Annotated in this window: 11 protein-coding genes; 5 read left to right on the top strand and 6 right to left on the bottom strand. The window is 70.1% G+C overall.

What is annotated here, in order from left to right; genetic code table 11:
* Window positions 1–50 precede the first annotated feature (50 nt).
* Complete coding sequence (locus WME98_RS43160; protein WP_437947461.1) at window positions 51–1,589, top strand: TolB family protein; 1,539 nt, start codon at window positions 51–53, stop codon at window positions 1,587–1,589.
* A 218-nt stretch (window positions 1,590–1,807) separates the two neighbouring features.
* Window positions 1,808–2,038, top strand: a complete 231-nt coding sequence (locus tag WME98_RS43155) for a VF530 family DNA-binding protein (protein ID WP_020735680.1) — start codon at window positions 1,808–1,810, stop codon at window positions 2,036–2,038.
* Between the two features lie 67 nt (window positions 2,039–2,105).
* Here the strand turns inward: WME98_RS43155 and WME98_RS43150 are convergent, their stop codons facing one another.
* Window positions 2,106–2,567: a macro domain-containing protein gene (locus WME98_RS43150; protein ID WP_437941497.1), complete on the bottom strand. Its 462-nt coding sequence runs from the start codon at window positions 2,565–2,567 to the stop codon at window positions 2,106–2,108.
* A 631-nt stretch (window positions 2,568–3,198) separates the two neighbouring features.
* On the opposite strand from WME98_RS43150, the gene WME98_RS43145 reads away from it, so the two are divergent.
* A complete protein-coding gene (locus tag WME98_RS43145; protein ID WP_437947460.1) occupies window positions 3,199–4,449 on the top strand; it encodes a DNRLRE domain-containing protein in 1,251 nt (416 codons plus the stop codon).
* A gap of 76 nt (window positions 4,450–4,525) precedes the next feature.
* Here the strand turns inward: WME98_RS43145 and WME98_RS43140 are convergent, their stop codons facing one another.
* A complete protein-coding gene (locus tag WME98_RS43140; RefSeq protein WP_437947459.1) occupies window positions 4,526–5,215 on the bottom strand; it encodes a hypothetical protein in 690 nt (229 codons plus the stop codon).
* A gap of 638 nt (window positions 5,216–5,853) precedes the next feature.
* On the opposite strand from WME98_RS43140, the gene WME98_RS43135 reads away from it, so the two are divergent.
* Together WME98_RS43135 and WME98_RS43130 are read left to right on the top strand one after the other, a co-directional pair.
* Window positions 5,854–7,818: a S8 family serine peptidase gene (locus tag WME98_RS43135; protein WP_437947458.1), complete on the top strand. Its 1,965-nt coding sequence runs from the start codon at window positions 5,854–5,856 to the stop codon at window positions 7,816–7,818.
* Between the two features lie 64 nt (window positions 7,819–7,882).
* A complete protein-coding gene (locus WME98_RS43130; RefSeq protein WP_437947457.1) occupies window positions 7,883–8,203 on the top strand; it encodes a hypothetical protein in 321 nt (106 codons plus the stop codon).
* 71 nt (window positions 8,204–8,274) lie between these two features.
* Here WME98_RS43130 and WME98_RS43125 read toward each other — a convergent pair whose 3' ends face one another.
* The 4 genes from WME98_RS43125 to WME98_RS43110 form a co-directional block, all read right to left on the bottom strand.
* Entirely contained in the window at window positions 8,275–9,168 is an 894-nt protein-coding gene (locus WME98_RS43125) for a hypothetical protein (RefSeq protein WP_437947456.1), read from the bottom strand.
* Window positions 9,169–9,183: 15 nt separating this feature from the next.
* Window positions 9,184–12,891 carry an RHS repeat-associated core domain-containing protein gene (locus WME98_RS43120; protein ID WP_437947455.1) on the bottom strand — a complete coding sequence of 1,236 codons (3,708 nt, stop codon included), beginning with the start codon at window positions 12,889–12,891 and terminating at the stop codon, window positions 9,184–9,186.
* A gap of 458 nt (window positions 12,892–13,349) precedes the next feature.
* Window positions 13,350–14,405 (bottom strand): beta-ketoacyl synthase N-terminal-like domain-containing protein, encoded by a 1,056-nt coding sequence (locus WME98_RS43115; RefSeq protein WP_437947454.1) that lies wholly within the window; start codon window positions 14,403–14,405, stop codon window positions 13,350–13,352.
* Entirely contained in the window at window positions 14,402–15,433 is a 1,032-nt protein-coding gene (locus WME98_RS43110; protein ID WP_437338324.1) for a DUF2169 family type VI secretion system accessory protein, read from the bottom strand. The genes WME98_RS43115 and WME98_RS43110 overlap by 4 nt, the downstream gene beginning before the upstream one ends.
* Window positions 15,434–15,472: the final 39 nt, after the last annotated feature.

The raw sequence follows: 15,472 nt of genomic DNA, 5'->3' as shown, positions 1-15,472 counted from the left end.
ACGCAGGGTGCCTGCGCGAGTTAGGGTCTGACCGAAGAGGAGACCCGGACATGGTCAAAGCTTTCTTCGCTGGCATGACAATCGGCGCGGCATTGCTCGGCTGCGCCCAGGCCGGCGCGCCGAGCGCGCCCCCCGCGGAGGCGGAAGCGGAATCGGAGGGCCAGGCATCGCTCACGACGCACACGAAATGGCTTGTGCAGCGGGGCGCGCGCCTGCTCTTGCTCGGCGTCACCAGCGACAATCACGCCCTTTATCAGGAGGGAGAGCGCGTGTACGCGACCGCGCTCGAGCCGGGCGCGACGAGGCAGCTCGTCGCCCAGGTGCCTCCCGGGAACACCGCGTTCGTTTACACCGTCGGCAAGGTCGCGTTCTGCTGGACCAACCCCGACCGGAGCTTGCCCGGCTTCGGGGTCAGCCCCCTCGTCGTGTGGAGCGCGGCGTCCGGCCCGCGCGAGGCGTCCGCCGCCTCGCCCATCGGGACCTTCGCGACCTCGGCGAGCGCCGACGGGCGTTCGGTGCTCTTCCCCACCCGTGGCAACGCCGACGGCAGCGTCGGCGACGTCGAGCTCGCCTCGACCGACATGAGCGAGCGCACGACGCTGCTCGGCGCGGTGCCGATGGGCTTCCCGCTGGGGTATTGTCGGCCCTTCGCCGCGTTCGTCGGCCGCCACGGCCGCTCGCACCCGGTCGCGCTGCACTGCGAGGGCGGCGCGAGCTCTGCGACCTTGTCGAGCTGGGAGCGGGGCGAGAGGGTCGACCTGCTCGGCGGCGTCGCGACGCCCCCCTTCTTCAGCGGCGACGCCGGCGGCGGGTCGTTCTTCACGACGCTGGCGGGCTCGGGGCACCCCGTCGTCGTCTCCGACGACGGCGAGGTGAGCGCGCTCGACGAGGTGCGCTCGCGAATCGGCTTCTTCGCCAAAGGCGGCTCCGTCGTGTACACCGCGCAAACGGAGGCCGGCCTCGAGCTGCGCCGCGCCGCGCCGGGCGATTGTCGGTCGACCGAGACGATCGCCGATGAGGTCGGGGGCATTCTCACCGTGCTGGCCGGGTCGAAGGTCATCACCGACGCGTGGGCGTCGCCGGACGGCAGCAAGGTGGCCTTCTTCACCCAGCGCGACCCTGCGACCGGCCTCTCCGACGTGGCGCTCGCCGACGCGCGCGGCGGTGCCCCGCCCCTGTCGATCGACCCGCGGACGCGGAACGTGCTCGGCGGCCCGCCCTTCAGCGCCGACTCGAAGCACGTTCTGTTCGCCCGCATCGTCGACCTGACGACCGGCACCGCTCCCCTCTTGGCCTCGGGCGAGGGCGGCGTGCGGCAGTTCAGCGACGACGGGGGCTGGAGCTACCTGCCGGCCGTGCGCGGCCTCGTGTCGTTCAACGACAACACCCACTTCGACGCGGAAGACTTCGCGCGGTCGACGGCCGACCTGAAGGTCGTCGACCTGTCGCGCGAGCCCCTAAAGCCTCGGCTCATCGCGCCGGGGGCGAACCTGACCTACTTCAGCAGCCACGGCGGCCGCCGCCTCGCCTTCACGACGGACCTCCCCGGCACGACGGCCGGCCTCTATTCGGCCGAGGTCGGCAAGTAGCCCGCCCGCGGAGAAATCATCGGTCGCTCGAAAAAAATCTTCGCGCCCCACGCCGGCAGCTCCATGGGCAGGCCAAACGCCGGGAACAGCACCTCGCCCCTCGGCGTGCACGGGCGGCGTGGGCGCGCAGGCGGCGTGGGTGCGTCGGCCCGCCGCGCGACGTGCTACACGGTGGGCTCACGCTGGCCCTCCGGGGCGGTCGCCCCCCGAACATCGATATGACTCAGCCTCAGCCCAACAATCCTCTTCACGGCGTCACGCTCCAGATGATCCTCGAGCACCTGGTCGCGCAGCACGGCTGGGAGCAGCTCGGACGCATGATCGACATTCGCTGCTTCAAGTACGATCCCAGCATCAAATCGAGCCTGCAATTCCTGCGACGGACCCCGTGGGCCCGACAGCAGGTGGAGGCGCTCTACGTGCGGGATAAAGCCAAGCCCAGCCCGTGACCGAGGGGCGCGGCGCTCGCGATCTGGACATGGAGGCCGCAGGAGGTCGGCTTCCGTCCCGCGCTGGTCAGGCGCCCGGGGCGCGCACGAACTGCTCGTAGACCACGAGCGTGACCGGCTTGTCGTTGGCGACCTTCACGAGGATGCTCTTGACGCGCAGCCATTCGAGGCCGGTCTTGCCGGCGCCCACGCGCGGTACGCCGATCCGCGCGATCCCCGCCCCGGCGGCGTGCGTGACCATCGCGGCGAGCGCGCGCTCCAGCGCGGCGAGCGAGGGCCTCTTCGTCGCGTTCTCCTGGATCGCGAGGCTGTACACCGTGTCGTCGCCCTCGCTCCAGACGAAGGCCTCCCCGAGCTGGAGCTTCCGCTCGGCGCTCCGCTGCTCGAACGCCGGGAGCAGGCCCGGCCAGCGCTTCTTGAACGCCACGGAGATCCCCGTGTCCATCTGGCCCACGCAGCTCACGCCGTGCGCGTACGCGTGAAGATCCGGGGTGTTGAGGAGGTCGCCCTTGGTGAAGATCGTCGGCACGCGGCGCACCCTAGCACTTCCGCGGTCAACTTCGTGAGATGCCGACGGGCCCGCGAAGACGAGGCGAGGAGCCGCCTACGCCCCCGCCACCTCGAGCGCGCCGATCCGGCCCGTCCGGTACGTCCGCGCCGGCGCCCCCCCCCGTACGAGCCCGCCGTGCTCGCTCCAGCGCGCGGCGCGCTGGAGCGAGCGGCAAGGCTCCGGCGGCGAGTCCACGCGAGCGGCGGGCGCGACGTTCGGCCCGAGCTTGCTCGTTCGCGATGGTCGATCCGTCGCCTCGGGCCGCCGTGGTCGCCTCGCTCGCCGAGACGCTTACCCGCACCGTCACCCTCGGGAATGAGATGGCGGCCCGGGCCCGAGCCCCGCCGCGACCGGACCGAGCGCCGCCCCGGCGCGGACCATCGCTCCCGAGGGCTGCGACCCATCGTCGCCCGGTTCCCCGGGGCGGGCTTCGGCGACATCGTGCTGATTGCTGGGGATACGATGCTCCGTGCGCGCACTTCATGATAGGACGAGACGGTGCTGCGGCTGGCAGCTCCAAGCAATGCTTTTGACCGTGAATCCACAGCCGGCGGCAGCTCGCCGCACAGCGAGGCTCTGCCATGCCGGCGCCGCAACGAGGAGCTCTCCCATGAGAACCGCCCATCCGTCGATCTCTGTGTTCGCGTTCGCCTGGATGATCTCCGGCTGCATGGCGGCAGCCGAGCCGCACGACGATAACGATGAAGCCGTCGGCGAGGGCGCAGCGTCTCTCGTCGCCTGCGAGGCGCTGCCCTCCGGCGACATCGTCACGAACGGCAGCTTCGAATTACCGGATCTGCCGATTGGCAGCGTGTGGATCACGTCCTCGCCGACCGCGGTTCCCGGCTGGCGGCCTGCCTATGGCGAGATCGAGCTCCGCGACCGCACGGTCGGCGGGCTCCCCGCGCACGGCTACCAGAACATCGAGCTGGACTCCTCGATGTCGAGCGGCATCTACCAGGATCTCACGACCATCCCGGGAGCGGTGTACGAGCTTCGGTTCGCCTTCGCCGCGTCCACGCAATGGGGCGGTCCGGACGAGCACGCGCTCGACGTCGTATGGGACGGCGGAGTGGTCGCCTTCCTCACGACCAGCAGCCAAAACTGGGTCTATTATACCCTCACCGTCATCGCCTCCGGCGCGACGACCCGCCTCCAGTTCAACGATGTGGGCTTCTCGAACGGCATTGGGACGTTCCTCGATCACGTCACCGTGGTCCCCGTCCACTTCGATACGGACGAGGATGGGGTCCCGGACCTGTGCGACAACTGCCCGGCGCAGCCCAACCCCTCCCAGGCCGACGTCGACGGCGACGGCATCGGCGACGCCTGCGAGGTCGAGCCCCAGTGCGTCGTCGTGCAGCGCGGCACCTACGGGAGCGTGCAGGATACGTATATCCAGCCCGGGATCTCGTGGCCATACGGCGATTACCCGTATCTCGTCACGACGACGCTGCCAGCGGACGTGAAGGCGGGCGTGCTGGCGTTCGATCTGTCGTTCATCCCGGCGGGATCCAACATCGAATCCGCGGTCCTCACGCTGTCCCACCCATGGAAGGCGACCGCCAGCACCATCGAGGTGCACCGCGTGAACGGCCCCTGGCAGGAGTCGACCGTCCACGCCGGCAACTTCCCCGGGTACACCCCGACCGTGGAGGCCGTGATCACCACGGTCGCCGAGGCGGACGCCTCCGTGAGCGCCAGCGTGGCGCCCCTCGTCCAGGCCTGGGTGGATGGATCCCAGCCGGACTACGGCGTCGCGCTGCAGGACGTGAACGACCGGACCGACATCCGGTCGAGCGAACATGCGAACGTCGCCCTCCGGCCGAAGCTCGAGGTTTGCTTCACGCCGGCCGAGTAGCGGGGCCGCGCCGGGGCGCGATCGCGCAGCGGATGCCCCCGGGACGACATCGGGTGCCGGCCGCCGGAGCGGCCGCTCAGCACGGGATCTCGACGCACTCCCACAGGGCAGCCCCCGTCGGCTGGAGCTCGCAGGTGCAGCTCCAGGGCGGGGAGCATCGAGCGCAGACCTGCCCGAGGAGCTGTTCGCAGCGCTGGCCGTCGAGCTGCGAGGGATCGGCCGGGCACTCGAACGGCGGGCATACGTCGGGCGCCTGGCACGACCACGCGCCGTTCGTGCACCGGCAGATCGGCCCACACGTCTCGTAGCCGCAGACCAGGCCCTCGGTGTCGCAGCAGCCTCCCTCGGGTGGGGGCGATTTCGGCGGGTGCACGTCGTTCCGCTGACCGGTCTGGGACGAGGAGCAGAGCGTGTCCGTGCCGCTGCACGCGCACGACATCGCCGTGCTCTTGCACTGCAGGCTCGGCGAACACTCGGCTCCCGGCGGTTCGGAGAAGGGGATGCAGCTGCCGCCGGCCCCAGCTCCGCCGACCCCAGCTCCGCCGACCCCAGCTCCGCCGACCCCAGCGCCCGCAGCCCCCGTACCTTCGGTGCCCGCGCCACCGGCCCCTGTGCTGCCGGCGCTCACGCCGCCGGCGCCGCTCCCGCTCGAGCCCGCGGCCTGCGAGGAGCCCTGGGGGCCTTCGACCGGCGCGCCGCACGCGGCGGCGACCGCAGCGGCCGCGGGGATCAGGGCTGCGGCGAGGAAGCGGTGTGCGTGACCCATGTCGCCCACGTTACCACCGGGGGCGACGGCTAGGCATGATGGGAACGCGTCGTCCGCAACGTCGACCCTGGCCATGGAGTCGTCCTGGAGGGTTCGAGGTCGATGATGGCGTGGTCAGCACGGAATGATGGGTCGGCCATCCTTCGATGCTGGGACGTCCATCGGCGCAGCCTGCGGGGGCAGCCCCGGAGCATGACCCGGCCAACCTCCAGCACGGGTTCAGCAACGATCGCGACGCTCGCGATCGTTGCACGTACGCCGCGGCGCGCGCTTCGAACGCTCCGGCAAGCGTCGACGGAGATCGGGGGTCCGTGTCCGCGTTTCTCCTCGGGCGCCGAACGACCAAAAACGCGCATCCGATGAGGGGGTCTGCCCAGTGTCAAGAAGCATTAAGCGCAAACTGGGGTCCTTGACGGTGCTCGGTCGCGATGACACATCTGCCCGCAACGCTGTGAGCGCCTCGGCGGCATCCAGCGGGGCGCTGCGCCGGTCTCCGTGATGAACGCGCGCCCGTACACTGCTGTTTCGGTGCTCGAAGCCCCGTCGAGCCCGAGGCGCAGCGCGGCCGAGGACAGCGACGGCGGTCGTCTGGTTCGTTCTCGAACAGGATATCGTTCACCCTTGTTTTTGATGCTCCTATGCCAGTCAACCAAACCAAGCTCTCCAACATCGTATTCCGTCATGTCGCTGTGCGTCGGGCCTTGCCTGCCGCCCTGCTGGGGCTCTCGGCCATCGCCCTGGGCTGCGGCGACGCCGAGCCGGTCGCCCAGGTGTCGGCGCCTGTGGTCGCCATCGAGCCGGCCAGCGCGCCCGCTCGAGCGCTGCGGAGGCTCCAGGACAAGTCGCTGGCGTCCTCATGGATTCCGAGCGACGTCTCCGACGTTCGCGTCGTGATCAAGTTCCACGAAGGGACAGGCGTTCGGCTGCGCGGCTCGCTGCTGAGCAGCGATCGTATCGGCGATCTCTCGAGCGCCGCAAGCGGCCTCGATCCCGAGCAGCTGCAGCATGATCTGGACAGCATCACCGCGCTGCTCTCGAAGCGTTCGCTCGATCTCAAGCCCTTGTTCCCGCTGCCGGAGGCGCGGCTCTCGTCGCTCAAGAGCAGCGGCGAGCGACGGAGCGCGATCCAGCTCTCGGATCTCGGGCTCTACTTCGACGCCCCCTGGTCAGGAGGGCCACGGAGCGCGCTGGTCGAGCTGGTGGAGGCGCTGAACGCCCACCCGAGCGTGGAGATCGCCTATGTGCAGCCGAAGCCCGAGCTCGCGACCGCGGCCCCGGAGGCGGGCGCCGGCCTCGTGGCCCTGGACGCGAACACGCCGGATTTCACGTCCCTGCAAGGCTACGTGAGCAGCGACGCAAACGGCATGGGGGTGGCCGAGGCCCGTTCGTTCCCGGGCGGCCGTGGCGAGAACGTCCGGATCATCGACGTCGAGCAATACTGGGTCCCCGACCACGAGGATCTCCCGGCGCCCTTCTTCTACGCGCCCGCGCCGAGCTCCGGGAACGCCGATCACGGCACCGCCGTGGCAGGCGTCATGGTCGGGCAGGAGAACGGCTTCGGCGTGACCGGGGTCGCGCCGCTCTCGGGCGTCGGCTACGCGAGCTGGTTGAACAACGGCGTCGGCCCCGCGATCGCGCTGGCCGCCGAGCAGCTGGACGCCGGCGACATCGTGCTCATCGAGGTGCACGCTCGCGGCCCGGCCACGGCCACGTGCACCTGCAACTCCAGCCAGTGCGACTTCGTTCCCATGGAGTTCTTCTCGGCCGAGTTCGATGCGATCCAGACGGCCACGGCCAACGGGATCATCGTGGTCGAGGCGGCCGGCAACGGCTCGGTGGATCTGGATCATCCGTCGTACGGAGGTGTCTTCGACCGGACCGTCCGGGACTCCGGCGCGTTGATGGTGGGCGCGAGCCTGTCGACCTCGCGCAGGCCGACGTGTTACAGCAACTCCGGCGGCCGCGTGGATGTCCATGCCTGGGGAGAGTACGTGACCACGACGGGAGGTGCCGGTGAGCTCTACAGCGGAACGCTGGGCGAGCGGGACCGTTATACCGCGACGTTCTCCGGGACGTCGAGCGCCTCTGCGGTCGTGAGCGGCGCGGTGGCCGTGGTGCAGAGCGTCGCGCAGCAGGCGTCAGGGCCGCTCACGCCGCAAGAGTTGCGCGATCTGCTCGTGAATACCGGGAAGCCGCAGCAGTCCGAGCTGAGCCGCGAGATCGGCCCGCTCCCGGATCTCGCCGCGGCGGCGCCCCTGGTGGCCGACCCCGGGAGCTGCGGCGACGGCGTTTGCTCCGCGCTCGAGAGTTGCCAGTCGTGCGAGGTGGACTGCGGCACCTGCTCGACCTGCGTGCCCGCGGACTGCGGGTCGGCGGCGCACGTGACCATCCCTTACGTGAACAACGGTCCTATCAATACGTGTGTGTTCTTCGACGCGGCGAGCTCGAACCTGAACTCCTGGAACATGGCGACCGTCGAGCTCAACGGAGTCAACATCTCAAACACGTGGGTTCCGTCCTCGAGCTATCCCGCTACCTGCGACGGCGGATACTACCTGCGTCTGGTCGGCAGCTTCCCCTGGTCTCACGTCGAAGTGAACTGAGGCGACGCTGACCGCAGGGCGCGCGCGGCGGGGAGCAGGAAAAAGAGCGCCGCGAAGCCTCGCCATGCACCTCCGCGTCCTCGACGCCTCGACCGCGTCCCGCCCCGCCGCCGTCGCCCTGCTCGCTGACCTCGCCGCGGCGCGGCGGAGGCGCCGCCTCCACTGTCACTTCGTCAGCACGCAGGCCGCCGTGGCCCAAGGCGCCCCGCTACTGGGCGGCATCCCAGACGCGTTGCTGCCAAGCGCTCACGTCCCCACCAACGTCGGCAGGGTCGTGAAGCTCGAGGTGACGCATGAACCGTCCAGGAGCGGGCTCCACAACTTCCTCGAAAGAGGGGCCGAGCTTCTCGAGCGCCCCGCCGAGTACGCGCCCCGCCCCCCGTGACGCTGGGCGAGATCCCGCTCGACCCTCCAGGCAGGTCCGCGGGATCGAAGAGGAGCTCGGGCGACCCGGTACTACGACCCGCGATGGCGCCGCCGGTAGCGGTCGTCCTCGTACGATGAGAACTTGCCCCATCTGTACACATGGCAGGCCGAGAATGGACGCTCTTGCCCGCTGCAGACCGGGAGCTCTCTCAGCAGGTCGGCATCCAGCGGCTCCGGGCTCGTGATGCGCGCCGCACCGCCCGCGTCGAGCGCCTGCCCGGCCGCGAGCACGATCCCCTCGGCGCTGTCGGAGACGACGTCGGTGCCTTGCTTGAAGCCTGGAACGTCGAGTTCCACGACGTTCACACCCGGCCCTGACCACGCGCGCGTCCTGCCACGCGTGCCGGGCGCGAAGGTAGAAATCCCGAGCTCACGCGCGACCGCTTCACCGACGAAGCATGACGACTCCAGACGCGGACGAGCCACGATGTGAGGGCGATGATACGCCACAACATAGCCGTCCAGGAGCGCCATTACTTCCCAGTAATGGCACACGTCCTCAAAAGCGAGTGTGAAATACTCGGGTCCATCAACATGACTCCCGTAGAAGACGCAGCCGTCCTGTGCAAGCCACACCCAAGGGTCGTCCAGCATCCACAGGGGCAGGAGGGTCTGTGAAGGGTCCCGCGGATCGGCGCGCGTACCGTATTCTTGCAGGTCGTCGCGCTCCCACGGAACTTCGCCGCGCAAGTAGCGCAGCGATGCATGGATGCCGAAGACGCCGCTCGGTGTGCGGCAGAGCCCGCCCGTGAGCATCTCAGCGCGAAGCACCGCGCTGGAGCAGGGCCAGCGTATCGTCGCGAGCTCCCTCTGGAGCTCGGAAGACGGCACGGTCCACTCGACGGAGCGGTGAATGCCGAGCCGCCGAAGCAGTTCCTGAGCAAGCGCGCTCAGCGCGCCGGTATCGTGTCTGGGTTCGGACATGTTGTTGACAGGCCTCTAGGTGTATCTCCTGCGCGGTCCGAGGTAGTTGGGTTTCGGTGGGCTGTAATTCGTCATCGGACCAGTGCCCGCCGCGTTCATGTATCCGGGCTGCACAGCCGAGGTGGCAGGTGCCCCCCATCGCGCTTGGAGATTGGCGATGAGTTGCGAGCAGTTCGGACATGGAGCACGGGGCGTGCCATCCTCGTGCTGCGAGGAGATGGCTCCAATCGATCCGAGACATCGCTGGATCTGCGCACGATCTCGCGGGTTGTTGGGGTTGAGCGGCTGCCCGCCGTTGTGCTGCTGCTCCCAAGCGCGAATGTAATTGGTGAGCGCGTGGGGCTCGCCGCAAGTGTGCGGCGGGCGACCCGACGGACCCGTGTGCTGGATACTGCCGGTCTCCGGGTTAGCGAACGGCCCGCGCGGTAGAGCGTTCCAAACGACGGGATGACTCCCCTGCGGCGAAGAGTGATTCGGATGCCGGGTGCTGTGGCCGGTCTGGGTGATCGTCCCGTCGCTCGACGTGACGGTGGTCGTCACCGGCTGTAGACCGAGCGGATCGACATACCGGTACGGCTGGCTCCGCGCATACTCGAACGCCCCCGTGCCGCCGCTGAGCCCCGAGGGATCGGCGTTGATGAACAGGCCGAGCGCAGGATCGTAGTAGCGATGGCGGTTGTACGAGAGTCCGGTGTCTTCGTCGAAGTATTGCCCGAGGAAGCGCAGCGGCGTCGTCGCCGGCCCCTCGAAGCTTACGGCGCCCCAAACGGAGCTGCGCACACGAGAGAGGATGGCACCGTCGCCTGCGACGAGCAGGGCCGGCAGATCCGCAGGGCCGGCCACGTAGTGGACCCACGGCTGGTGGACGGCTTGGCCGTGGCGATGGACCGTGTCACGGTGCGCCAGGGGAGCGCCGACATCGTCGTGCACATAAAGCCGTTCGTGGACGAGGCGCCGGTCTTGCGCCGCGATCTCGAACGTCGCTTCGTGAAACAGGAGGCCCTGGCACCAGGCGAAGCGGGTCTCGGTCACCGCGCCTGCCGGCGGGCCGCGCCGCCGGAGCACGAGGCGCCCATCCGTGTCGTAGGTGTACTCGACGCGCGTGCCGTCTGGCAGGCGGACGGCGGAGAGGAGGCCGCGGCCGTTCCACTCGTAGCGCGTCTCCCCGCCCGCGTCGTCCGTCTTGCGGACGCGCCGCGCCTCCGCGTCGTACTGGTACGACTCCCCTCCACGCCGCAGCGGTGTGCCCCCGGGCCCGTAGACCCGGGACGGGCCGCCCACCTCGTGCGTGTGACCCGAGCCATCGTAGGCAAAACGCTCGACGCCCGCGCGCGTGGATCGCTGGACGACGCGCCCGAGGGCGTCATAGGCGTACGTCTCCCGCTCGCCGTCGCTCGTCGCGCGCTCGAGCAGCTCGCCGCCGCGCGACACGGCGAACGCCTCTGCGAACGTGGTCCCTTCGGGTAGCCGTCCGACCCAATCCGGCGAATTACGGCGCGCCTCGTGCGCTCCGATTACACGGCGCTCGAGCAGGGCGCCCATGCCGTCGTAGCGGCACACGATCGAGCCGCCTTCCGGCAATGTGCGCGCCACCTCGCGTCCCAGGCCGTCCAGCGTGCGCTCGATGACGCCGCCGTCGGGCAAGTGGATGCGCGTCGCTCGACCCATGAGATCGCGAGCCACCCGCAGGCGCCCCCCGGCCGGCGAGCGCCGCTCGACGACTTGGCCGACCGCGTCGACGATGTACTCGACCGGCAATGCTGCCCCCGCGACGGTCGACGTCTCCTTGATGAGATGGCCTCGAGCGTTGTAAGCAAACGTGGTCCTCACGCCGCCCGCTGCCGAGGCGATCAGCCGCCCCTCGGAGTCATACTCGAACGACTCCTCGCTCCCGTCGTCGTACGCCCGCTTGATGACGCGACCCGCAGCGTCGCGCTCGATCTCGGTCCGCTCCCCCGCGCCGTTCTTGTGCGCGGTGAGCTGCCCCGCAGCGTCGAGCTTGTAATCGTACCTCCGCCCGTCGAAGAACGTCTCTGCGATCACGCGGCCCGCGACGTCGCGGTTCACCGCGTGGATCTCGCCGCGTTCGTTCACGATCTGGACGAGCTGCCCCTCACGATCGTAGCGGTAGTGGATCGACTCACCATTCGGCTTGTCGAGGCGATACACCATATGGTGCCCCGCCCAGTGCATTCGCCATGTAGCGCCATCCGGAGTGCGGTACGCGGCGATGTGTCCGTCCGCGTCGTGCTCGACGGCCGTCACCGCGCCGTTCGGGAGCGTGATCGACTGGAGCACGCCCATCGCGTCGTAGTGGTACGCTGTCCGGTATCCCTCTTCGTCGGTGAACCCGACTATCCGGCCGATGTCGTCGACCTCGATCGACCTCGCCCGGCCGTTCGGCTCGATGAGCCGCACGAGGTTGCCGTGTGCGTCGTGTTCAAAGCGGGTCAGGGCGCCGTTCGGCATCTCAGCGGAGAGGCGCAGGCCGCGCGCGTCGTACGTGCACCGCAGGAGCAGCCCGAGCGCATCGGTCGTCTCCAGGAGGTTCCCCGTGCCGTCACGCACATAGGAAATGGCGTGGCCGAGCGAGTCGACCGCCTCGACGAGGTACCCTGCCGCGTCGCAGCGAAACTGATTGGTGGCGCCGGTTGGATCGACGACCGTACGGACGCGCCCGTCCTCACCCCGCTCGTAGCGCGTCACGTTGCCGTTCGGGTCGGCATACGCGATCATGCGCCCCTGCTCATCGTAGCGCATCGTCTCGACCCACACGCCCGAGGCAAGATCGATGGTGCCGCCCGCGTTGTGATCGAAGCGCCGCGTCTGCCGCGAGTCGATCACGGTGGTGGTGCCCTCCTCGTAATCCAGGCGCACGTGGAGCATGCCCTTCGCCTCGGTGATGCCGTCGGCGAGCACAGGGGGGACGGCGTCGGCGAGCGCTGGATCTCGAGCACCCTCGTAGTCGACCCACGACTCGACGCAGCGACCGCGCGCGTCGTACCGGTAGTGGACACACCGGCCCGACGGGAAGTGCTGCTCGGTGAGCCGATGCTCCCGATCGTAGGCGTACCGAAGTCGCCGCCCTTCGGCGTCGATGACCGCGACGAGATCGCCGCGCGCGTCGTACTCGTAAGATCGGTACGACAGCGTACGCTCCTGCGAGGTCCGGATCTCGAAGCGTGCGATACGCCCGTTCGCACCGCGACGGACGGCGACCCCACGACCGGCGCTGTCGACGATCCACACGAGCGCGCCGCTCGGATCATAATCGAGCGTGATGACGTTGCGGGCGCGGTCGAAGACCTCGGTGAGGCGATAGCTCCTCACCGGCTCGCTCGACGTGGCCTCGAACCGGTAGAGGACATCCTCGTCATCCGCGAGGACGATGAAGTCCGGGCCGATGCGGAACGTACCGACGCCGCTCACGGTCAACGTCTCCTGATCCGGCTCGAACGGGTGCCGGACGGGGTCGCCGAACGGCGCGTGGACCTCGAGCGACCTGCGGTGTCGAACCAGAGACCAGGCGAGCGAATGAGACCAGCCGTGGCCGAGGCCGACATCGCGCTCGTGAGCTGACGAGGAATACGCGCGCTGCAGTGCGTAGACCAGCGGCCCCACGAGGGGTACGTCCGTCTCTCGCGCGGTGTACACACGGCCGCTCACCGGATCGACCGGATCGCCAGCGTGCGTCCCGCCGCCGCCGCCGTGCACGGGGTTCATGCATCCTCCGCCGCTGCCCGGCCCACACGCGCCCGCGCCCTTTCCGCCCCCGTTCGCCCCCTTTCCGCCGTTCTTCCCGCCCGCGCCTTGCCTACCGGCTCCAGCCTGCCCGTTCTTCCCGTTGCCCCCTCCCCCGCCCGCGCCACCTCCCATGACGAAGACGCCAGGGTTCATGCCAGGAATGGCGGGGATATTCGGTACGGGAGCCGTGCGCGCCATGGGAGAACGTTATCACACCCGCCCGGAAGTCGGCCCGGACTCACGCTTCTGCGATCGAGGCTGTCTCCTCCGCCATCACCGGACACATGGATCGCGCGCGGCGTGCACACACGAAACGGTCCGGCGAAACACAATGAAAACAGATTATTTCAATACGACATGCCGAAGGAGCCGTGAAGATGCGCAGCCGATCCCTCCTTGGCACATCTCAGCCAGCCCGCGCCCCGCCGCTCTCGCCCTCACCCCGGCGCCGCCACCACCACCACCGCGCGCTCCCCGCCGTCGCTCCCGGCCAGCGAGACCGCGCACGGGTGCGGCGCGAACCCGCGCGCGAACGCCTCCGACGCGATGGCGAGGTGCAGCGGAATCGCCGCAGCGCCGAGGTGGCCTATCCGCTGCGCCGGGCTCTCCACCTGCTGTGGATCGCAGAAGAGGTGCTGCGTGCGCACCGAGGCCGCCTGGAGCTCGAAATGGCGGAACGTCTCGAACGTCAGATCGGTGAGCATCCAGCCGGCGCGCAGCCCGCGCTCGGACAGCGGCGCCAGCGCCGAGCGGAGCGCGGCGGTGAGGCCCGCGGCCTGGAACGCCGATTCGTCGTTGTCCGGGCGGGCCCGCTCGTGCGCCGTGGCCACGCCGACGATCTGCCCCAGGTCGCGGAGCTGCGCGCGCCGCGCGACCTCGGGGCGCATGAGCACCACGAACGCCGCGCACTCCCCCGGGATCAGCGAATCGAGGTTGTCCGGCCGGAAGATCCGCCCCGCGGCGTCGAGCGCGGCGATGCGCGCGGGATCGTAGTCGGTGTGCACGCCGCCGAGCAGCGCCGCGTCGATCGCCCCCCGCCCGAGCGCGTCGCACAGCTCCGGCAGCGCGAACCCCGCCGCCGCGGCCCCGCGCGTCGAGACCTTCACCGCGAGCTCCGGCGCGTGCGCCTCTACGCGCGCCGCGAGCTCGGCGCCGAGCCGCTGCGCCGGCGCGTCGCCCCCCGGCGGCCGCTGCCCGAGGTGCTCGTCCAGGCACAGGGTCATCTGCATCCGCAGCCCCCGCGCCGCGGGGCCGAGCTTCTCGAGCGCCTCGCCGAGCGCGCGCTCCGCGAGCAGGGCGGCGCGCTGCGCCCCCGTGACGAGCGGATCCAGCGTCGGGAGGAAGCACATCGTGATCGGCTCGCCGCTCGCGTCCACGAGCGGCGCCTCGCGCATCGCCGCGGCCGCGGCGCGGTGCGAGAACGCCGTGTCGATCGACCGCAGCCCGATCGGCGTGACCGCGCCCGCGGCCACCATGACGGCGAGGGGCCTCACGCGCGCCCCCGCTCGCGCACGACGACGCGTGCGTCCTTCATCCGCCGCGGCGCCTTGACGTGCGCGCGCCAGACCATCTCGACCGCCACCGGCTTCTGCGGGCCGGTGGCGTAGAGATCGATCAGCACCGTGTCGAGGTGCGGCGCGAACGCGGCCGGCGCGCGGTCCTTCACCTGGAACTCGATCTCCACCTGCACCCGCGGCAGCTCGAAGCTGAGCGCCCCCTCGGGCGTCAGGTTGAGCGTCCGCACCGGCTCGCCGCCCGCGAGCGGCGGATCCGCGATCAGGCCGGGCGAGGCGCAGAGGTTGTAGCGAGGGTCGAAATCCTCGGGCAGGAGCGGCGCGCGGAGCTCCCGCCAGGTCGCGTCGTACGTCCCGGCGTACCGGCGGCGCGGCTCCCAGTGCCGGCCCACGACCCCGATCCCCGCGGGCGGCGGCGCGGTCTTCGCGGTCCGGATCGGGAACGCGGGATCCTCGATGTTCGGCGCCGGCTGGTGCGTGAGCGAGGCCGGCGCGCCCGTGACGCCCATGCCGATGGGGTTGCGCGGCTCCTCGACGATCGCCGCGGGATCCTCGTCGTCCCGCCCGCCCCACGCGTGGTCGTAGCGCATGTCGATCTGCTCGATCGGCGAAGGCGCGGTGAGGCCGGCGCCCTTGTCGACCCAGAGCCGCCTGCCGAACACGACGAGCGACTTTCGGAGCGGGCCGACCTCGACGCGCACGTCGAAGGACGGCGCCGGCCTGCCGTTCGGCGCATACGCCCGGGCCACGAAGATCACGTCGGTGGCCGGCTTGAAGAGGCACACGTCCGCCGGATAGGCGACGCTCTCCGGCTTGTCCTCCTCCCAGGGCAGATCGGCGAGGCGGACCCCGCGCGCGCGCTCGGGCGGCGAGAGCTCGAAGGTGCCGTCCTCCTGGAGCTCGAAGCTCGCCTTGACGATCGCGACCAGCTTCTCGCCGTCCCGATCGACGAGGAGCTGCGGGTGCGCGGCGAAGTCCGTCTTGTTGTCGAGCGGGGGCTGGTCCATCGCGGGCGCATTATCGACAAGATCGGCGGCCGTGTCTCT

Origin of the sequence: Sorangium sp. So ce296 (assembly GCF_051529605.1) — a bacterium.
Classification (GTDB): domain Bacteria; phylum Myxococcota_A; class Polyangia; order Polyangiales; family Polyangiaceae; genus Sorangium; species Sorangium cellulosum_D.
The sequence above is the reverse complement of the archived record's forward strand: the minus strand, read 5'-3'. Positions and strand labels throughout refer to the sequence as shown.